We start from the raw sequence: 19,815 nt of genomic DNA, 5'->3' as shown, positions 1-19,815 counted from the left end.
GGCTGCTGAGAATGCTGGTGAATAACGGAGGATATTCCCTGCCCGAATTAGTAACGCCGTTTGAATTAATGGAGAATAGCTATGAAACTCTGTGGCGTAAAAATTCCGGATGACATTGAGATCCCGGAAATAGACCCTGAAAGCAAAGCCGAGCTCGATGAGCTGCGCACATCAAGCATCCGTGAGCGTGAAGAGCGGAAACGCCGTTTAGCCGATTCACCGCTCGCACCCTTCATTGCAAAAATGAAGGTCGCGCCGCTCCCGCCAGATGCGGACAAGCCACTGACATTCAACGTTGAGGGCTTACGCGACCTATCGCCCTGGGCGCGGGCGCGGATATTGTATGTGATGCGGGACCAGGTCAGCGATTAGTGCTTGCAGCCGCCGCTGCCGCAACCGCCGCCGTGAGTGTGCGCCTGCGTGGATGGGCCAGTCAGCGAGACGCCTGGTTCACGGCCGCTATCGCCGTCAAAACCGGAGGCATGCAGACGGTCCATATAGCCCGCCCACAGCACATCCTTCTGGCTGCCCAGCTTGTACAGATATTCCCAGGTAAAGATGCCGGTATTGTGGCCATCGCTAAAAGTCGGCTGCACAGCGTAGTTGCCCACCGGCTCAATGCCGGCAATACCCACGTCGCGCTTGCCGACCTGCAGCACTTCCTGTCCCGGGCCATGTCCCATGACTTCCGCCGACGGCGAATACACGCGCAGCAGTTCAAACGGAATCGAAAACGATGCGCCGTCGTTAAACTCAACGTCCAGCACTTTCGATTTGTTGTGGACCGTCAGGCCGGTAGGGACAGGTTTGCTCATAATGCTTTCACTTTCTCGACGATGGCTGCGTGCAGCGCCGGCAACAGCGCACGACGCGCTGCCAGCACTTCCGCCGACGATGCACGCTGCGCCACAGCCCAGGTCGGGTTGGGGAAATGCGCATCGTCGCGGTAACGCGGGATAACGTGCCAATGCACGTGCGGCGTCATATTACCAAAACTGGCCAGATTGATTTTTTCCGGCGCCATCACCTCGCGCTGCGCCGATTCCACCGCCCACACCACATCCATGATGCGTACGCGGTCAGCCACTGGCAGATCGGTCATTTCCTTGACGTGGGCGTTCCACACCACGCGCGTGAAGCCCGGATACTCCGCCTCATCCACCGCCACCACCGACACCTGATGGTCGCCCCAGATCAGCGCCGCACCCGGCGCCGCCAGCAGATTACACAAATCACAAGCCATCGTTACACCAATACCCGTTCGATACCGCCATCATTGGCGCGTTTGACATAGTCCGGCATCCAGTTCTCACCCAGCAGATGCTTGGCGATTTCCACCACGATGTAATCGGCCGTGGTGCCAGCATCTTCGCTGTAGCGCGATACGCCCCCCAGGCAGGCCGGGCAGCTGGTCAGAATCTTGACCTCGCCATCGAAGCCGTCCGCACGCAGCTTGTCCGCGCCCTTGATGACTTCCTCTTCCTTGCGGAAGCGTACCTGCGTCGAAATGTCCGGACGCGCCACCATCAGCGTGCCCGAATCGCCGCAGCAGCGGTCGTTCTTCTCGATCTTGACGTTGTCATGCGTCTGGATCAGCGAGTTGACGGTCTTGGTCGCCTCCTGCAGCTTCATCGGCGTATGGCACGGCTCGTGGTACATATAGCGCGTGCCCGTCACGCCTTCCAGCTTGACCTGCTTTTCATTCAGATATTCGTGAATATCCATGATGCGGCAGCCCGGGAAAATCTTCTCGAATTCATAGGTCGCCAGCTGGTCATAGCAAGTGCCGCACGATACCAGCACCGTCTTGATGTCCAGATAGTTGAGCGTGTTGGCCATGCGGTGGAACAGCACGCGGTTATCCGTCATCATCTTGTCGGCCTTGTCGTACTGGCCCGAACCGCGCTGCGGATAACCACAGCACAGATAACCCGGCGGCAGCACCGTCTGCACGCCCACTTCCCACAGCATCGCCTGCGTTGCCAGGCCCACTTGCGAGAACAGCCGCTCCGAACCACAACCCGGGAAGTAGAACACCGCTTCCGTATCAGCCGTGGTGGTCTTTGGATTGCGGATGATTGGGATGACCTTGTCGTCTTCAATATCCAGCAGTGCACGCGCGGTTTTCTTCGGCAGGTTGCCCGGCATCTTCTTGTTGATGAAGTGGATTACCTGTTCACGCACCGGCGGCTTGCCGACAGTTGGCGGCGGCGCCTTGGTCTGCTTCTTGGCGAATTTCTTCAGGATGTCATTGCCCAGGCGCTGCGCCTTGTAACCCAGGCCCACCATGGCCGCACGCGTGGCATTGATGGTGGCCGGATCGGTCGCGTTCAGGTAGAACATGGCCGCAGCCTTGCCCGGATTGAAGGACTTCTTGTCCATCTTGCGCAGCAGGTTGCGCATATTCATCGACACGTCGCCGAAGTCGATATTGACCGGACATGGCGTCACGCATTTGTGGCAGACGGTGCAGTGGTCCGCCACGTCTTCAAATTCTTCCCAGTGCTTGATCGAGATGCCGCGGCGGGTCTGCTCTTCGTACAGGAAGGCTTCGATCAGCGACGAGGTGGCCAGGATCTTGTCACGCGGCGAGTACAGCAGGTTGGCGCGCGGCACGTGGGTCGAGCACACCGGTTTGCATTTGCCGCAGCGCAGGCAGTCCTTGACGCTGTTGGCAATCGCGCCGATATCGCTCTGCTGCATGATCAACGATTCATGCCCCATCAGGCCGAACGACGGCGTGTAAGCGTTGCGCAGGTCGGCTTCCATGCCTTCCAGATTCAGCAGCTTGCCCTTGTTGAAGCGGCCTTCCGGGTCGACGCGCATCTTGTAATCGCGGAACGGCGCGATCTCGTCTTCCTGCAGGAATTCCAGCTTGGTGATGCCGATGCCGTGCTCGCCCGAGATCACACCGTTCAGCGAACGCGCCAGCGTCATGATGCGCGCGACGGCCTGGTGCGCCAGTTGCAGCATCTCGTAGTGGTCCGAGTTGACCGGCAAGTTGGTGTGGACGTTGCCGTCGCCAGCGTGCATGTGCAGCGCCACAAACACACGGCCGCGCAGCACGCGCTTGTGGATCGCCGTGGCTTCGTCAAGAATCAGCTTGTAGGCGGCGCCGTTGAAGATCTGACGCAGCTGCGCGCGGAGCTCCTGCTTCCACGTCACGCGGATGGTACGGTCCTGCACCACGTCGAACAGCGTGGCGTGCGGCTGCGTTTTCAGGCGCTCCTCAAACACCGGCAGCAGGCGGTCGAGACCCAGTTCCGCCAGTTGCGCGGTGATGCCGGCCAGCGGCTGGTCCAGCCCGGCCAGCAGATAGGTCCAGCGCGCGTGCACTTGCGCCAGCAGCGCTTCCGCCTGCAGCGCACGGTCGCCCAGCATTTCGGCATCGCCGACGCTGTCGTCCGCATCGTCGCTCTTGCCGATCGGCAGATTGCCGGCGGCGAAGAAGTCCTGCAGCGCTTCCACCAGTTGCAGCTTGTTCTTGATCGACAGCTCGATGTTGATGCGCTCGATGCCGTCGGTGTATTCGCCCATGCGGTTGAGCGGAATCACCACGTCTTCATTGATCTTGAACGCATTGGTGTGCTTGGCGATGGCGGCGGTACGGGCGCGGTCCAGCCAGAATTTCTTGCGCGTTTCCGGGCTCACCGCGATGAAGCCTTCGCCCACGCGGGTGTTGGCCAGACGCACCACTTCCGATGCGGCCTGGGCCACGGCGTTTTCGTCATCGCCGACGATGTCGCCAAACAGCGCCATCTTCGGCAGCACGCCGCGTTTCGATTTGGTGGCGTAGCCGACCGCGCGCAGATATCGCTCGTCCAGATGCTCCAGGCCGGCAAGGCGCAGCGTGGAGAATTGCTCGCCCTTGGCGGGCAGGCCGTCCAGGTAGTCCTTGATTTCCACGATCGATGGAATCGCATCGCGCGCCTGGCCGAAGAATTCCAGGCAGACGGTGCGGGTGAACTTCGGCATCTTGTGCAGAATCCAGCGCGACGAAGTGATGAGGCCGTCGGTGCCCTCTTTCTGAATGCCCGGCAGGCCGGCCAGGAATTTGTCGGTAACGTCCTTGCCCAGGCCTTCCTTGCGGAATACACGTCCGGCAATTTCCAGGATCTCCGTCTTGAACGGCGCGCCCTTGGCTTCGCCGCGCGCAGTCGGATGGGTCCATTCCAGCTTGAAGCGGGCCAGCGGCGTATCGTGAATCTTCGACAGGTTGTGATCCAGGCGCGTGACTTCCAGCCAGTCGCCTTGCGGATCAACCATGCGCCACGACGCCAGGTTATCCAGCGCAGTGCCCCACAACACAGCCTTCTTGCCACCGGCGTTCATGGCGATATTGCCGCCGATGCAGGATGCGTGGGCCGAGGTCGGGTCCACTGCAAACACAAAGCCCGCTTTCTCGGCCGCTTCCGACACCTTGTTGGTGATCACGCCCGCGCCGGTATAGATGGTCGCGTACTCGCGCTCCAGGCCGGGCAGCACCTTCATCTCGACCGCGCCCATATTCAGCAGCTTCTCGGTGTTGATGACAGCCGACATCGGCGTCAGCGGAATTGCGCCGCCGGTGTAGCCCGTGCCGCCGCCGCGCGGGATGATGGTCAGGCCCAGCTCGATACAGCCCTTGACCAGGCCGGCCATTTCCTCTTCGCTGTCCGGGGTCAGCACCACGAACGGATACTCGACGCGCCAGTCGGTCGCATCGGTCACGTGGCTGATACGCTTCATGCCGTCGAAGCAGATGTTGTGCTTGTCCGTGTAGCGGCCCAGCACCTTGTAAGTGCGCTTGCGCAGGTCATACACCTGCTTGAATTCCTCGCCGAAGTCCGCCACCGCCTTGCCGGCAGCGCGCAGCAGCTTGACCACATTGACGCTGCGTTCGCGCGAGGCGTCATCCTGCTCCGCGTCGTCCACATTCAGGCGGCGCTTATCGACTTCCGCCAGACGGTGATGCAATGCGTTGATGAGTTCCTGGCGGCGTTTCGGGTTATCCAGCAGGTCATCCTGCAGGTACGGATTACGGCGTACCGCCCAGATATCGCCCAGCACTTCGTACAGCATACGGGCCGAGCGGCCGGTCTGGCGCGCGCCGCGCAATGCATCCAGCAATGACCACGATTCCTCGCCCAGCAGACGAATCACGATCTCGCGATCGGAAAACGACGTGTAGTTATAAGGAATTTCCCGCAGGCGCGTAGCCTCCGGACCGTGGGGCGTTTCCGCCAGCAAAGCTTGAATTTGTGCAGGGGCGTTCATTGTGCGTTTCAGACCATAGACAGTACCCGGGAGGGCCATTCTAGCCTATTGCAACGCACCACGCGGGAACAGCCTTAGGCCGCCCATGGATACTACCCGGACGCAAAACCCGCTAAAAATTCGAAAATATGCGCCGCCGCGAGCAGTAACATGCCTCAACAACGACTCAAACTGAATGAAATTTACGCATTAGCTTATGCGGCAATATGATCAGTTGCACCAATTTAGCCCAACATTTGTCCGATCCGATGCCACAGTCCGTCCGGCACGTACAACAGCAAGGTGGTCATGGTGAGATAGCGCAACAGCTTGCCGACGGCCATATACGCCACGCTGGGCCAGAACGGCAGGCGCAGCCAGCCGCCCAGCGTGCACAGCGGATCGCCGATGCCGGGCAGCCAGGCCAGCAGCATGGTCTTGGCGCCGTAGCGCTCCAGCCAGTGGAACCAGCGGCTTTTGCGCTCCTTGGCAAAACTCTGCTTGGCCTGCCAGCCCATGTAGTAATCGATGGCGCCGCCGATGGTATTGCCCACCGTGGCGACCGCAATCGCGCTCCAGAACATCTCCGGATTGGCCTTGATGACGGCAAACACCGCCGGTTCCGAGCCCAGCGGCACCAGCGTGGCGGACACCAGCGCGATGAGAAAGACCGACGTCAGCCCGACTGCCGGCGCGGCCAGCACGTGCAGCAGCCAGGTAATTGCGGATTCGACCATCGTTTCTTTGGGTTCAATGAAAGGTGTCCATTATAATGAGTCACACACCGCACGTTTGAACAGTCCGGTCCCAGCCTACCCGCCAAGGACCAGCGCCCCTGCTCCACCCGGTCACCAGCCGGATAGTTAGCATCGTAATCCCGCAGTTGAACTCTTTGTTTGCAGACTATGACTATCGACTATCTGAAGAAAGTACTGACCGCGCGCGTCTATGACGTCGCTGATGAAACCCCGCTGGAACTCGCGCCGACGCTGTCGCAGCGCTTTGAGAACCGAATTTACTTCAAGCGCGAGGACATGCAGGGCGTGTTCAGCTTCAAGATTCGCGGCGCCTACAACAAGATGGCGCACCTGAGCGACGCGCAACGCAAGCGCGGCGTGATTTGCGCCTCGGCCGGCAACCACGCGCAAGGCGTGGCCCTGTCCGCCGCGCGCATGGGCTGCCGTGCGGTCATTGTGATGCCGACCACCACGCCGCAGGTGAAGGTGGACGCGGTCAAGGCGCGCGGCGGCGCCGACGTTGAGGTGGTGCTGCATGGCGAGTCTTACACCGATGCCTACAACCACGCGCTGACGCTGGAAAAAGAACAGAAGCTGACCTTTGTCCACCCGTTCGATGATCCGGATGTGATCGCCGGCCAGGGCACCATCGGCATGGAAATCCTGCGCCAGCACTCCGGTCCGATCCACGCCATTTTTGTGCCGATCGGCGGCGGCGGCCTGATTGCCGGGATTGCCGCTTACGTCAAGCAGATCCGTCCAGACATCAAGATCATCGGCGTGCAGTCGCTCGATTCGGATGCCATGGCGCGCAGCCTCAAAGCGGGCGAGCGCGTCACGCTGTCGGATGTGGGCCTGTTCGCCGACGGCACTGCGGTGCGCCTGGCTGGCGAGGAAACTTTCCGTCTGGTGCAGGAGTATGTGGACGACATCATCCTGGTCGATACCGATGCCATCAGCGCCGCCATCAAGGATGTGTTCAGCGACACGCGCAGCATTCTGGAACCGTCGGGCGCGCTGTCCATCGCCGGCGCCAAGGCCTATATCGAGCGCGCCGCGCTGACCAAGGACCCGATCAAAAACGAAACGCTGATTACGATTGCCAGCGGCGCCAATATGAACTTCGACCGCCTGCGTTTCGTGGCCGAACGCGCCGAGCTAGGCGAGGCGCGCGAGGCGCTGTTTGCCGTCACGCTGCCTGAGCAGCGCGGCAGCTTCAAGCGCTTGTGCAAACTGGTCGGCGCGCGCAATGTCACCGAGTTCACCTACCGCATCAGCGACAAGGACGATGCCCATGTGTTCTGCGGCGTGCAGATCGCCGACCGCAATGAATCCGGCGCGCTGGCACGCCGCTTTGAAGAGCACGGTTTCAAGGCGCTGGATCTGACCCACGACGAGCTGGCCAAGACCCATTTGCGCCATCTGGTCGGCGGCAAGAGCGCGCTGGCCGACAACGAGCTGCTGTACCGCTTCGAGTTCCCGGAACGTCCGGGCGCGCTGATGCGTTTCCTCGATTCGATGGCGCCAAACTGGAATATCTCGCTGTGCCATTACCGCAGCCAGGGCGGCGACGTCGGCCGCATCGTGATCGGCCTGCAAGTGCCGCCCGAGGAAATGAGCGACTTCGCGCAATTCCTGGCGACGCTGGGCTACCGCTACTGGGACGAGAGCAGCAACCCGGTTTATAAACTGTTCCTGGGCTAGCCCGGACAGGACGGCGTGGTTTGCGTTACCATGCCGTCCTTCACTGAAATACCGATATCGCCATGACCAATACCGCCGACCAGTCCCCGCTGGGGAAAACCTCCGCCTACCGCACCGATTACGCGCCGGAACTGCTGTTCCCGATTCCGCGCCAGGGCAAGCGCGATGAGCTGGGCTTGTCGGGCACCCTGCCGTTCTTTGGCGTCGATATCTGGAACGCGTATGAAATCTCGTGGCTGAACCAGCGCGGCAAACCGCAGGTGGCCATTGCGCGCATCACCTTCCCGGCCGATTCGCCCAACATCATTGAATCGAAGTCGTTCAAACTCTACCTGAACTCCTTCAATCAGACCCGGCTCGACAGCGTAGCCGCACTGAAAGCCTTGCTGCAGCAGGATCTGTCGGCCGCCGCCGGTGGCAATGTCCACATCATCCTGACCCAGCCGGAGGAATTCGGCATGGTGGAAATGGGCGAGCTGGACGGCTTGCTGCTGGACCGCCTGGACATCGACGTCGACCATTACAGCCCGTCGCCGGAAATCCTGAAAGCCGCGCTTGATGAAGAACCGGTCGAAGAGAAACTGGTTTCGCACCTGCTCAAATCCAACTGCCTGGTCACCGGCCAGCCAGACTGGGCGAGTGTGCAGATTCATTACGCCGGTCCGCAAATCGACCAGGAAAGCCTGCTGCGCTATCTGATCGGCTTCCGTGAGCACAACGAGTTCCACGAGCAGTGCGTCGAGCGCATCTTTGTCGACATCCTGCGCCAGTGCCAGCCGCAGCAGCTGGCGGTCTACGCGCGCTACACGCGTCGTGGCGGACTCGACATCAATCCATGGCGCAGCAACTTCAGCACAGCACAGAAACCGCTGAATCTGCGTGGCGCACGTCAATAACTGTAATTATTTTTTCAATCAAAAATCGAAAAACCGGCGTATGATGTGTCATCAGCGTGATGGACACGCCATACGGCCGGACCGGCTGAAAAACGCGTAAAAAAACGGAAAAACTCCCCGGTTTCCAAGCAAATACCGGTGTTTTCAAAGAATCCTGTCCAGAAATAGCGATTCATTTCTTCGGTGCATTTTTACCAACGTGCAGCCCAGCCCTTGGTGGGCGCCAACGCAACGGTGATGCGAGCGATTTCATGTTACACGGCACAGAAACAAGCCTATAATTCTGCTCGCATGCCACCTTTGTGCGTTGCAACATCTGACGTCGTACTATGAACAACCTTAGCAAAATACTCTCTCTGGAAAACGTGCAGCTGGATCTGGAAGTCTCCAGCAAAAAGCGCGCTTTCGAGCAAGCCGGCCTGATCTTCGAAAACAATTGCGGCATCGCCCGCTCCACTGTCTCGGACAATCTGTTCGCGCGCGAGCGCCTCGGTTCGACCGGCCTGGGCCATGGTGTCGCCGTGCCGCACGGCCGCATCAAGGGCATGAAGAGCCTGAAGACGCCGCTGGCAGCGTTCGTCCGTCTGGCCGAACCGATTCCATTCGAGTCGCCGGACGGCAAGCCGGTCAGCCTGCTGTTCTTCCTGCTGATCCCGGATCACGTGACCCAGCAGCACCTGGAGATCCTGTCGGAGATCGCCGAGATGTTCTCGGACGACGCGTTCCGCACCGCGCTGAGCACGGACACCGATCCAAAATCCGTGCACTCGCGCATCATCAACTGGCAACCGAGCCTGCAAGCCGCTGGCTGAGCCGCAGCGATGGGGTTACACTAGGGTTAGATTAACTAACCTGGTGAAATGCCCCATGCTGCAAACTCCGCTGACGATACAAAGGCTTTACGACGACAATCGCGAAAGTTTGCAGCTTGGCTGGTTCGCCGGCTTTCCAGGCGGCGAACGCCTGATTTCCGGCGACGTCGCCTCGGCCGCCGACCAGGTCGGCCACCTGAACACCATCCACCCGGGCCGCATCCAGGTCTTCGGCCATCAAGAGATCAACTATTACCAGCGCCTCAAGTCGCTCACGCGCACCCATGTGATTGGCGAGCTGATCGCGGGCGGCCCGCCGGCGCTCATCATCGCGCAAGGGCTGGAAACGCCGCCCGACATTCTCGCCATCTGCGACGAAAAAAATATTCCGCTGTTCTCGACGCCGCTGCCTGCCGCGCAGGTGATCGACTTCCTGCGCGTGTACCTGTCCAAGAAGCTGGCCCAGCGCATCATCATGCACGGCGTGTTCATGGACGTGCTCGGGGTGGGTGTGCTGATTACCGGCGACTCCGGCCTCGGCAAGAGCGAGCTGGGTCTGGAGCTGATCTCGCGCTCGCACGGCCTGGTGGCGGACGATGCGGTGGAGTTCTCGCGCATCGCGCCGAATATGATCGAGGGCCGCTGCCCGGCGCTGCTGCAAAACCTGCTGGAAGTGCGCGGGCTGGGCCTGCTGGACATCAAGGCCATCTTTGGCGAGACGGCGGTGCGGCGCAAGATGCGTCTGAAACTCATCGTGCACCTGGTGCGCCGTGGCGCCGCCGATGAAGAAGTGGAGCGCCTGCCGTTCCAGTTCCCGACCGAAGATGTGCTGGGCCTGCCGATCCGCAAGGTTGTGATTCCTGTGGCGGCCGGCCGCAACATCGCGGTGCTGCTGGAGGCCGCCGTACGCAACACCATCCTGCAACTGCGCGGCATCGACACGCTGCAGGAATTCATGGAGCGCCAGCGCCAGGCCATGAGCGGCGATTGAGGCGCTTGCATCCTGTCAATCGTGTACGCCAGTGCTCGTCACTGATCTGCTCATGACAAAGTTTTCAATCATATTTCCCGAGGCGGCGATGGGCAAGGCTGGTCTTACTGCGGTATCATCGACGCTATGCGCATCGTAATAATCACTGGTATCTCCGGTTCTGGCAAATCCGTCGCACTCAATGTCCTCGAAGACACGGGACATTACTGCGTCGACAACCTGCCGCCCGCCCTGCTTTCCAGCCTGGTCAAAACCTTGATGGAGGAAGGCCTGCAGGCGTTGGCGGTGGCCGTCGATGCGCGTAGCGCCGAGTCGCTGGCATCGCTGCCGGCCGATGTGAAGCGCCTGCGTGAAGAGGGACATGACGTCAAGGTGATGTTCCTGACGGCGAACACCCACTCGCTGGTGGCGCGCTTTTCCGAGACGCGCCGCAGCCATCCGCTGTCGCACGAGCTGCGTCCAGGGCAGAATCCCGCCGCGCGCCGCACCCTGATCGAATGTATCCTGGAAGAACGCGAGCGCTTGTCCACCATTGAAAAACTGGGCCATGTGATCGACACGTCCGAACTCAGCGCCAACAAGCTACGCGCCTGGGTCAAGGACCTGGTGGCGATCTCTGGTGCGCCGTTGACGCTGTTCTTTGAATCGTTTGCGTTCAAGCTCGGCGTGCCGATGGACGCCGACTTTGTCTTCGACGTGCGCGCGCTGCCCAACCCGTATTACGACCTGACCTTGCGCCCGCTGACCGGCCGCGACCTGCCTGTGATCAACTTCCTCGACGCCCAGGCCAGCGCCGGCGAAATGCTCAACGACATCCGCGCCTTCATCGAAAAATGGCTACCGTCCTTCAAGAGCGACAACCGCAGCTACCTGACGGTGGCCCTCGGCTGCACCGGTGGCCAGCACCGCTCCGTCTACATGGCGGAAAAACTGGCCGCCTACTTCAACGAAAGCGAACGCGTGGTCCTGCGCCACCGCGAGCAGAAATTCAACTGATCCAGTGCACCACCTCGATGGTGTGGCCATCGGGGTCTTTCACCATGGCGCCATAGTAGCGCTCGTTGATGTCCGGGCGCAGTCCCGGTTCGCGCAAGGCGGTAGCGCCGCAGGCGATGGCAGCCTCGAAAAATCCCTGGGCGGCCTGCTGGCTCGGCGCGGCAATGGCGACGTGGGTACGCGCGCCGATCAATTCTCCCTGCGGCGACGGATACAGCGCGAAACTCCAGTGGCCATTGGCACCGTAGATGGTCTGGCCGTCATCCTGGTGCTGCACGCTATAGCCTAGCGGCGCGAAACAGGCGCTATAGAAATTGGTGGCGCGCGGCAGTTCGCGCGTGCCGATGGATACGTGGTCGATCATGATGCTCTCCAAGAGTTGAGGAGCCCATCATACGGACGCGCCATGAGACAAATTTTCATTCTGCACCGGTGCGGTGCAAAACTTATTCAATCTTCATAACGGGACTTTGGTCTCGAACTTGGCGCAGCTCATCGCCAGCAAGCTCTTGTAGTTGTTGACGTTGTTGTTGGACGTGAAGACGCGGCGCGTGAAGGCCTGGAAGGCTTCCATCGAGGCGGCAGTCACCACCAGCATGAAGTCGTATTCGCCGGCCACTTCGTAGCACGCGCTGACGTCGGGCTCTTCGCGCATCAAGGCTTCAAACATTTTGAGCAGCGCGGTGTTCTGCTGCGCCAGCTGGACGGTGACGAAGGCGGTCAGGGGCCGCCCCACTTTCACGCGGTCCACCAGCGCCACGTCCTTGAGCAGGATGCCGCTGGCGCGCAGCTGGGCGATGCGGCGCTGGCAGGTGGCGGCGGAAGCATGCACCTGTTCGGCCAGGCGGCGCAGCGGTATCGTGGCGTCCTCCTGCAGCAGGTTGAGTATCTGCAGGTCGATGCGGTCCAGTTCCACCGCGCTCAGTCCAGATGGCGCAGCGGATGCGCGTAGTCTGGCCAGACTGGCTGGAACATGGCTTGCACCATCTCGTCGCTGACCGCGTCCAGCGTGGCCGGCGTCCATTGCGGCGCATTGTCCTTGTCGATGACCAACGCGCGCACGCCTTCAATGACTTCGCCGTTTTCAAAATTGCGGCGCACCAGTGCGCGCTCCATGCGCAGGCAGCCGGCCACGTCCAGCGCTGCACCGCGTTTAATGAGTTCGTGCGTGACGCACATCATCAGCGGCGAGCGCGTGGCGATGACGGCCAGCGTTTTCTGCGCGAACTCGCTGCTGTCGGTCTTGAGCGAGGCGACGATGGCGGGCACCGAGCCGGCACCGAAGTGGCGGTCGATGGCCGCGTGCGCGGCCGCCAGCGCGCTGTCGCCGGCCGGCTGAGCGTGCGCCGCGATGGCGGCAACCAGTCCTGCGCCCGGCGTATCGGTCAGCAGCGCCTCCAGCGCCGCGCGGTCCGCCAGCGGCGCGTAGTAATCGGCAAGGCCCGCATACAAGGCATCCGCTGCGCTGATGGTGACGCCGGTAATGCCCAGGTAGTAGCCCAGCGCCCCCGGCGCGCGCGACAGGAAATAACTGCCGCCTACATCCGGGAACAGGCCGATATTCACCTCCGGCATGGCCATTTTGGTCTTGTCGGTCACGATGCGAACGCGCGCGTCCGGACCGGCCTGCGCGATGCCCATGCCGCCGCCCATCACCACGCCGTCCATGAGCGCAATATAGGGTTTCGGATAGAAATGAACTAAATGATTTAGCGAATATTCCTCGGTGAAGAAATCCTCCACCAGCGCGCTGCCGTGCTGCGGCGTGGTACGGCCTGCATCGTAAAAGAAACGGATGTCGCCGCCCGCGCAAAATGCTTTTTCGCTGCTGCTGCGGATGACGACGGCAGCCACCGCCGCATCATCGCGCCAGGCCAGCAGCGCCTGGGTGATCGCACGCACCATGTCCAGTGACAGGGAGTTGAGGGCCTTGGGCCGGTCCAGTACGATCAGGCCGGTGCCGTTGCTAACGCTGGTGTGGATATATTCGCTCATGCGAATATTCTACTGCAGATGCTCCAGCGGGTTCGGCACTTCCAGCGCCCCGCCCAGACGCGGCTGCCACAGCGCCTTGCCGGCCGGTGGCGGCGGTTTGCCTTCGTGGCGGTTGTAGACAATGGTCACCTCGCGGCTGCCCACCGGTTCCTGTTCCACACCGGTGCGCCTGGCGATGCCGGACGGATCGGCCGAGCTGGCCACGGTGAACGCCACCAGCGTGTCCAGCCGCGCATCGTGCAGGTCCAGTATCGAGGCGATCATCACCAGCGGCGTGGCGGCATACACCTGATAGTGCAGCGCCTTGCCGGCGCGTTCCATTTCCGCAGGCAGCGCACCGTCGGCCGCCATCTGGCCCATCGCATGCTCGAATACCTTGCGGCCCCAGTCCAGATAGCGCGCATCGCCCGTGACGCCGCCCACCGCTGTCACGGCCAGGCCTTCCCAGTAGTAGTGGTTGTTGCGGCCGCCCTTCTTGGCATCCGCATGCGCCATGGCGGCGTCGGCCAGCGCCTTGAACCAGCTTTCGATGGCCGCGCGCTGCGCCGGCGTTGCCTGCTGCCGGATGCGCGCGTAGTTCAGCGCCAAGCCGCCCAAGGTCCACTTGCGCACGTAATAGGCCTGTTCGCTCGACATCTTGCCCAGCATGGCTTGCTGCCCGGCCCAGCTGTTCAACCAGGTGAGCGCGCACGCAGCATCCCCCTGATTGGCGTCGCGCGCCACCTGCGACAGGAAGTCCTCGATCGGTTTGGTGTTGGCGATGTTCCTGGCCCGCAGCACCGGATCGATGACGGAGTGATGCTGGTCCGAGTAATAGCTGTTGGCGTCGATGTCGCTGCGCGCGGGCGGCGGCGCATCGCAGGCATGGCTGGCCGGCGCGGCAAGCGCCAGTGCAATCAGCAGAGATTTCATGGTTCTCCAGGAAAGTTAAACGTTTAACTATGGTACCGCAAAAAAGGGCGTCCTTGAGCGCCCTTTGTTTGATGTGCTGTGACCGCTAATCAGGCGGAGGCAGCGGGTTCGTAGCTGTCGGGGATATGCTTGATGGCATCGTGCCCGTGCGATTGAACTTTGGATTTGTACTTCATGACCTGCCGGTCAAGCTTGTCGATCAGGGTATCGATGGCGGCGTACAGGTCTTGCGACAGGCTTTCCACGTAGACGGTCTTGCCGGACATACGCAGGTTGATTTCAGCCTTCTGGCGTTTCTCTTTCTCTTTAAGGTTATCTACGGTCAGGATGACAGCAATATCAATCACTTGATCAAAGTGGCGGGTGACCCGTTCCAGTTTATTCTGCACGTACTCGCGAATAGCTGCGGTCACTTCGAGATGATGTCCACTGATGGTGAGATTCATACACACTCCTAAAGATAAGTCGCTTCTAACGGTTGGTGCGATACCCCTTGCTACCGGGCGCGCAGGAACCAAGTAACTACAAAGACTTGCGGAGACTGACTGGTGGGATTTTGAGGGCTTCGCGATATTTGGCAACGGTGCGTCGCGCAATCACCATACCCTGTTCTCCCAGCATGTCCGCAATCTTACTATCGGATAAAGGATTTTTCGGGTCTTCTGCTCCTGTGAGTTGCACTATCAATGCACGTATCGCCGTCGAACTTGCTTCCCCGCCAGCTTCGGTGGCGACATGGCTACCAAAGAAATATTTCAGCTCAAACATGCCGTGCGGGGTCAGCATATATTTTTGAGTTGTTACCCGAGAAATAGTACTCTCGTGTAAACCCAGTGTATCAGCTATTTCGCGAAGCACAAGGGGGCGCATGGCAACCGCACCATGCGAGAAAAAGTTCTTTTGTCTTTCTACTATTGCCTGGGCGACACGCAGGATGGTGTCGAAGCGCTGGCGCATATTCTTGATCAGCCACTTGGCCTCCTGCAGCTGCGCGCCCATCGCGCTTTCGCCCTTGCCCTGCTTGAGCAGGTTGGCATACATCTGGTTCACGCGCAGGCGCGGCATGACGTCGTTATTGAGGCTGACCTGCCAGCCATTGCGCGCCTTTTTGACGATCACATCGGGCACCACATAGTCCGACACATCCGACGCAAACGCGGCGCCCGGATGCGGGTTGCACTGGCGGATCACGGCCTGCGCTTCACGCAGGTCTTCGTCATCGCACAGCAGCGCTTTTTTCAGTTTGTTGAAGTCGCGCTGCGCAAACCACGTGAGGTGTTTTTCCACGATGGCCAGGGCCATACGCCTTGTCACCAAAGGCACGCCCGGCAGGCGTTTGATTTGCAGGGCCAGGCATTCGGATGCATTGCGCGCGCCCACGCCCATCGGATCAAAGCTTTGCAGCAGGCTTAGTGCGGTCTGCAGTTCTTCGATTTCTACTGCCAGTTCTTCGGGCAGGCGCGCGTGGATCTCGTCCAGCGATTCTTCCAGATAGCCGTTCTCGTCGAGCGCATCGATGATGAGCTCCACCAGCGCGCGGTCGCGCATTTCCAGCACCGTCACCCGCATCTGCTCCATCAGATGTTCGCGCAGCGTGCAGTGATGCGCTTCCAGCTGCGGACGCGATTCCTCGTCATCCGTATTTTTGCTGCGGCCGGAATCGCCCCAGTCCATATCGGCGTCGGGCGTGGTGCTTTCGGTGTCGGCGGCAGGTGCTTCGTAGCTGTCGGCTTCGGCCGCCGGCGCATCGCCTGGCGGACCTTCGGCCGGCGCTTCCGATGCCGGCGCCTGCTGGCTGATGGCGCCATCGGCCAGCAGGCGCAGCGAGTGGTCGAGCGGATCGTCGAGGCGCTCCAGCAGCGGGTTATCGGTCAGCAGCTGTTCGAGTTCCTGGTGCAGCTCCAGCGTCGACAATTGCAGCAGCCGGATCGACTGCTGCAACTGGGGCGTCAGCGCGAGATGCTGCGACGTGCGCAGTTGCAAAGACTGTTTCATGAAGGCTTACATACGGAAATGTTCACCCAGGTAGACACGCCGCACCGACTCGTTGGCGATGATGTCGTCCGGACGGCCAGATGCCAGCACCGTACCCTGGTTGATAATGTAAGCGCGGTCGCAGATGCCCAGCGTCTCGCGCACATTGTGATCGGTAATGAGGACGCCGATGCCGCGTTCCTTGAGGAAGCGCACGATGCGCTGAATCTCAATCACGGCAATCGGGTCGACCCCGGCGAATGGTTCGTCGAGCAGCACGAAGCGCGGATTGGTCGCCAGTGCGCGCGCGATCTCCACCCGGCGGCGCTCGCCACCGGAGAGCGACAGCGCCTGGTTCTCGCGCAGCTTTTCGATTTGCAAATCGGCCAGCAGGGTATTGAGCCGTTCATCAATGTCAGCCTTGGATAAAGGCTTGCCGTCGACCTTTTGAATTTCGAGGACAGCGCGGATATTTTCTTCCACCGTCAGCTTGCGGAATACCGACGCTTCCTGCGGCAGATAGGACAAGCCCAGCGAAGCGCGGCGGTGGATCGGCAGCGAGGAAATGTCGGTGCCGCTGATATCGATGGTGCCGGCGTCCGACGGCACCAGGCCGACGATCATGTAGAACGAGGTGGTCTTGCCGGCGCCGTTCGGCCCCAGCAGCCCCACCACTTCGCCGCATTCGACTTGCAGCGAGACGTCATGCACCACCTGGCGCTTGCCGTAAGTCTTTTGCAGGCCTTTGACAATCAGGGTGCTGCCGCAGGATGCTTCCATCTTATTTCCCCGGCGCAGGCTGGTTGCTCGGCGTGGCAGGTGCGGCCGGTGCTGTTGCAGGCACGGCCAGCTTGCTCGATGGCTGGATCACCATGGTGCTGCGGCCACCGCCCGGTTTGCTGTCGCCGCTCGGCGAGTTCTTGACCGCGAAGAATTCCTTGCGGCTATCGTAGGAAATGAATTCACCATCGACCTGGCTGGCATTCTTGCTGCCTTCCAGTTTCTTGATCTGCGCTTTGGAGAACAGCTTGACCAGTTCGGTCTTGCCGTCGTACTCGATGCGGTCGGCCTGGCCTTCGACCCACTGGTCGCCGGCGCCGTCAAGCTTCTGGCGGAAGGTCGCCTGCACGCCACCGCCACTGTTCAGCACCACGTACTGGTAGCCTTCTGGATCTTCCGTCACCACCGCTTTGGGCGACTTCATCAGCAGCGTGCCGCGCGTCAGCACCACGTTGCCGGTGAAGGTCTTGATCTGCTTGACGTCATCGGCGTCCAGCTGGTCAAAGGTGATCTGGGTTGGCTTGCTGGAATCGGCCTTCTCGGCCTGTGCGGCAAAGGCCGCCAGCAGCAGCGCAGCCGACAGCATCAGTTTGCTCATCTTCATGTATCGTTCCTTTAATGTGCCGCGCGTGGCGGCATCGTAATCGTTCCGCGGCCGCCCAGCGTAATCTGGCGGGTCGCGTTGTTGGCGGTCATGCCGGTGCCGGTCGCGGTCGAGTGGCCCGACAGCATATCAACTTTGGCGTCGGTTTCCATGCGCTCTTCATCCGGGTACACCGTCAGCGTGCTGGTCTGCAGGCGCAGTTCCTGGGTGAGCTTGGTGGCAGGCCGGACCACGTCCACATTACCACTGAGCTTGACGCGCGTATTGCCCTGATCGACATAGGCGGTCTGCGCCCGCATATTCATGGGCGGCTGCTCGCCGGACAGGCTGTGCACATACGGCTTGTCGATCACCGAGGTGTCGCCGACCGGGCGATGGGTCAGCTTGTCGCCGGAAATGATGTAGGCCGGCTGGCCCGCCTTGTTCATGCGTACCATGCTGAAGCGGTCAATGATGTAGTCCGGCTCTTCGCGGAACTTGTCGATTTCCGCTTCCTGCCCGGCCTGGTTGACCACCTGCACCAGCCAGAAGCTGCCGAGCGCGACAAACAGGCCGATCATCATGATCAGCGTCAACTGCCAGCGGTGTGCTGTTCTTTTACGCATGACTTGTCCTTGTTAAACCAGGAATTGCGCCATCACGCGCTCGTAGCTGCCTTGCGCGTGCATCAGCAGTTCGCACACTTCGCGCACGGCGCCACGGCCGCCCTGCGCCACGGTGACGTGATGCGCGCGCTCCAGCACTTCCTTGCGGCCGTTGGGTACCGCCACGGCAAAGCCCACGCGTTTCAGGATCGGCAAGTCCACCACATCGTCGCCGATAAAGCCGACCTGTTCCGCCGTGAGGCCGGTCTTTTCCAGCAGCGCGTTGAACGGCGTCAGCTTGTCGTGGCCGCCCTGGTGCAGATGGCCGATGCCGAGGTCCGCAGCACGCTTGATCACCTGCGGCGACTTGCGCGCGCTGATGATGGCGGTGTCGATGCCGGCTTCCTGGATCAGCTTGATGCCGAGGCCATCCTGCACATTGAACGTCTTCAAGGCTTCGCCGTCGGCGCCGTAGTGCAGGCTGCCGTCGGTCAGCACGCCGTCGACGTCAAAGATCATCAGCTTGACGCGCGCGGCGCGTTCTACATAAGTCAGCTCGGTCATCAGATCACCTTGGCGCGGGTCAGGTCGTGGATGTGCAGTGCACCGACCAGCTTGCCATCAGCATCGGTCACCAGCATCTGGTTGATGCGGTACTGCTCCATCACGGCCACCGCATCGACCGCCATTTTCTCCGGCGAGATGGTGCGCGGGTTGGCGTGCATCACGTCACCGATCACCACCTTGGTGAAGTCCTGTACTTTGTCAATCATGCGGCGCAGGTCGCCGTCGGTGAACACGCCGACCGGCTTGCCATCGGCATCGACGATGGCCGTCATGCCCATGCCCTTCTGGGTGATTTCCAGCAGCGCAGCGGTCAGCTTGACGTCGGCCGTCACGCTCGGCACCGCATCGCCGCTGCGCATCACATCGCGCACATGGGTCAGCAGGCGGCGGCCCAGCGCGCCGCCCGGATGCGAGCGGGCAAAATCTTCTTCCTTGAAGCCGCGCAGGTCCAGCAGCGCCACGGCCAGCGCGTCGCCCAGCGCCAGCGTGACGGTGGTCGAGGTGGTTGGCGCCAGGTTCATCGGGCAGGCTTCCTTGGCCACGGCCACGTTGAGGTGGACGTCGGCGATGGTGGCCAGGCTGGAGCCCGGCTTGCCGGTCATCGAGATCACCTTGCTGCCCATGCGTTTCACTACCGGCAGGATGGTCATGAGTTCCGCGCTTTCGCCGGAGTAGGAAATGGCAATAAATGCATCATCGGCCGTGACCATGCCAAGGTCGCCATGCGCCGCTTCGGCCGGGTGCACGAACAGCGCCGGCGTGCCGGTCGAGGCCAGCGTCGCAGCGATCTTGCGGCCGATATGGCCCGATTTGCCGATGCCGGACACCACCACGCGGCCCTTGCAGTTCAGCAGCACGGAAATGGCCTGCACCACGCTGTCGTCGTTTTCCAGACGCGCGTTCAGGGCGTTGATGGCATCCGCTTCGTTTTGCAGCGTGTCTCGGGCAAGACGCAGTGCCGTTTTTGCATCAAAAGCTTTCAGCATTGTTTTTTCATGGGTTACACTCATGCCCAAGTATAGCCGAAT

At 61.1% G+C, this 19,815-nt stretch carries 21 protein-coding genes; 6 read left to right on the top strand and 15 right to left on the bottom strand.

Annotation, left to right across the window (positions count from 1 at the left end; genetic code table 11):
* The first annotated feature begins 81 nt into the window (after positions 1–81).
* The gene (locus tag BUA36_RS19010; protein WP_072786895.1) at positions 82–372 is read left to right on the top strand and encodes a hypothetical protein; all 291 of its coding nucleotides are present in this window, start codon (positions 82–84) and stop codon (positions 370–372) included.
* Here BUA36_RS19010 and BUA36_RS19005 read toward each other — a convergent pair.
* The 4 genes from BUA36_RS19005 to BUA36_RS18990 all read right to left on the bottom strand — a co-directional run bounded on the left by BUA36_RS19005 (position 369) and on the right by BUA36_RS18990 (position 5,972).
* Entirely contained in the window at positions 369–815 is a 447-nt protein-coding gene (locus tag BUA36_RS19005; protein WP_072786894.1) for a gamma-butyrobetaine hydroxylase family protein, read from the bottom strand. The two genes, BUA36_RS19010 and BUA36_RS19005, sit on opposite strands and share 4 nt — an antisense overlap.
* A complete protein-coding gene (locus tag BUA36_RS19000) occupies positions 812–1,243 on the bottom strand; it encodes an HIT family protein (protein ID WP_072786893.1) in 432 nt (143 codons plus the stop codon). Before BUA36_RS19000 ends, BUA36_RS19005 begins: the two co-directional genes overlap by 4 nt.
* Positions 1,244–1,245: 2 nt before the next feature.
* Positions 1,246–5,256 carry a DUF3683 domain-containing protein gene (locus BUA36_RS18995; protein WP_072786892.1) on the bottom strand — a complete coding sequence of 1,337 codons (4,011 nt, stop codon included), beginning with the start codon at positions 5,254–5,256 and terminating at the stop codon, positions 1,246–1,248.
* A gap of 224 nt (positions 5,257–5,480) precedes the next feature.
* On the bottom strand, positions 5,481–5,972 hold the full coding sequence (locus BUA36_RS18990) for a YqaA family protein (protein ID WP_072786891.1): 492 nt from the start codon (positions 5,970–5,972) through the stop codon (positions 5,481–5,483).
* Between the two features lie 168 nt (positions 5,973–6,140).
* Here BUA36_RS18990 and ilvA point away from each other — a divergent pair, with 168 nt between their 5' ends.
* The 5 genes from ilvA to rapZ all read left to right on the top strand — a co-directional run bounded on the left by ilvA (position 6,141) and on the right by rapZ (position 11,371).
* Complete coding sequence (gene ilvA, locus BUA36_RS18985) at positions 6,141–7,676, top strand: threonine ammonia-lyase, biosynthetic (protein WP_072786890.1); 1,536 nt, start codon at positions 6,141–6,143, stop codon at positions 7,674–7,676.
* 62 nt (positions 7,677–7,738) lie between these two features.
* The gene (queF, locus tag BUA36_RS18980; RefSeq protein WP_072786889.1) at positions 7,739–8,572 is read left to right on the top strand and encodes an NADPH-dependent 7-cyano-7-deazaguanine reductase QueF; all 834 of its coding nucleotides are present in this window, start codon (positions 7,739–7,741) and stop codon (positions 8,570–8,572) included.
* Positions 8,573–8,901: 329 nt separating this feature from the next.
* The gene (locus BUA36_RS18975) at positions 8,902–9,384 is read left to right on the top strand and encodes a PTS sugar transporter subunit IIA (protein ID WP_072786888.1); all 483 of its coding nucleotides are present in this window, start codon (positions 8,902–8,904) and stop codon (positions 9,382–9,384) included.
* Between the two features lie 55 nt (positions 9,385–9,439).
* Entirely contained in the window at positions 9,440–10,375 is a 936-nt protein-coding gene (gene hprK / locus BUA36_RS18970; protein WP_072786887.1) for an HPr(Ser) kinase/phosphatase, read from the top strand.
* Positions 10,376–10,501: 126 nt separating this feature from the next.
* Positions 10,502–11,371, top strand: coding sequence for an RNase adapter RapZ (rapZ, locus tag BUA36_RS18965; RefSeq protein WP_072786886.1), 870 nt, complete (start codon positions 10,502–10,504; stop codon positions 11,369–11,371).
* Here the strand turns inward: rapZ and BUA36_RS18960 are convergent.
* The 11 genes from BUA36_RS18960 to BUA36_RS18910 form a co-directional block, all read right to left on the bottom strand.
* Positions 11,364–11,735, bottom strand: coding sequence for a VOC family protein (locus BUA36_RS18960; RefSeq protein WP_084560240.1), 372 nt, complete (start codon positions 11,733–11,735; stop codon positions 11,364–11,366). The two genes, rapZ and BUA36_RS18960, sit on opposite strands and share 8 nt — an antisense overlap.
* Before the next feature lie 93 nt (positions 11,736–11,828).
* Positions 11,829–12,287: an Lrp/AsnC family transcriptional regulator gene (locus BUA36_RS18955; RefSeq protein ID WP_072786885.1), complete on the bottom strand. Its 459-nt coding sequence runs from the start codon at positions 12,285–12,287 to the stop codon at positions 11,829–11,831.
* A 5-nt stretch (positions 12,288–12,292) separates the two neighbouring features.
* Positions 12,293–13,366, bottom strand: a complete 1,074-nt coding sequence (locus BUA36_RS18950) for an enoyl-CoA hydratase/isomerase family protein (protein WP_072786884.1) — start codon at positions 13,364–13,366, stop codon at positions 12,293–12,295.
* Positions 13,367–13,375: 9 nt separating this feature from the next.
* Positions 13,376–14,278 (bottom strand): alginate lyase family protein, encoded by a 903-nt coding sequence (locus tag BUA36_RS18945; RefSeq protein WP_072786883.1) that lies wholly within the window; start codon positions 14,276–14,278, stop codon positions 13,376–13,378.
* An 89-nt stretch (positions 14,279–14,367) separates the two neighbouring features.
* Positions 14,368–14,724 (bottom strand): ribosome hibernation-promoting factor, HPF/YfiA family, encoded by a 357-nt coding sequence (gene hpf / locus BUA36_RS18940; protein ID WP_072786882.1) that lies wholly within the window; start codon positions 14,722–14,724, stop codon positions 14,368–14,370.
* A gap of 76 nt (positions 14,725–14,800) precedes the next feature.
* Positions 14,801–16,273: an RNA polymerase factor sigma-54 gene (locus BUA36_RS18935; RefSeq protein WP_072786881.1), complete on the bottom strand. Its 1,473-nt coding sequence runs from the start codon at positions 16,271–16,273 to the stop codon at positions 14,801–14,803.
* A gap of 6 nt (positions 16,274–16,279) precedes the next feature.
* Entirely contained in the window at positions 16,280–17,032 is a 753-nt protein-coding gene (gene lptB, locus BUA36_RS18930) for an LPS export ABC transporter ATP-binding protein (RefSeq protein WP_072786880.1), read from the bottom strand.
* A 1-nt stretch (position 17,033) separates the two neighbouring features.
* Positions 17,034–17,630, bottom strand: coding sequence for a lipopolysaccharide transport periplasmic protein LptA (lptA, locus tag BUA36_RS18925; protein WP_072787074.1), 597 nt, complete (start codon positions 17,628–17,630; stop codon positions 17,034–17,036).
* 17 nt (positions 17,631–17,647) lie between these two features.
* Entirely contained in the window at positions 17,648–18,241 is a 594-nt protein-coding gene (gene lptC, locus BUA36_RS18920) for an LPS export ABC transporter periplasmic protein LptC (RefSeq protein WP_072786879.1), read from the bottom strand.
* 12 nt (positions 18,242–18,253) lie between these two features.
* Complete coding sequence (locus BUA36_RS18915) at positions 18,254–18,784, bottom strand: KdsC family phosphatase (protein ID WP_072786878.1); 531 nt, start codon at positions 18,782–18,784, stop codon at positions 18,254–18,256.
* Complete coding sequence (locus BUA36_RS18910; protein WP_084560239.1) at positions 18,784–19,773, bottom strand: KpsF/GutQ family sugar-phosphate isomerase; 990 nt, start codon at positions 19,771–19,773, stop codon at positions 18,784–18,786. Before BUA36_RS18910 ends, BUA36_RS18915 begins: the two co-directional genes overlap by 1 nt.
* Between the last annotated feature and the right edge of the window lie 42 nt (positions 19,774–19,815).

The sequence above is a fragment of the Duganella sacchari genome, from assembly GCF_900143065.1.
Lineage (GTDB): Bacteria > Pseudomonadota > Gammaproteobacteria > Burkholderiales > Burkholderiaceae_D > Rugamonas > Rugamonas sacchari.
Note: the sequence above shows the minus strand (reverse complement) of the source record. Positions and strands in the feature narration are given on the sequence as shown.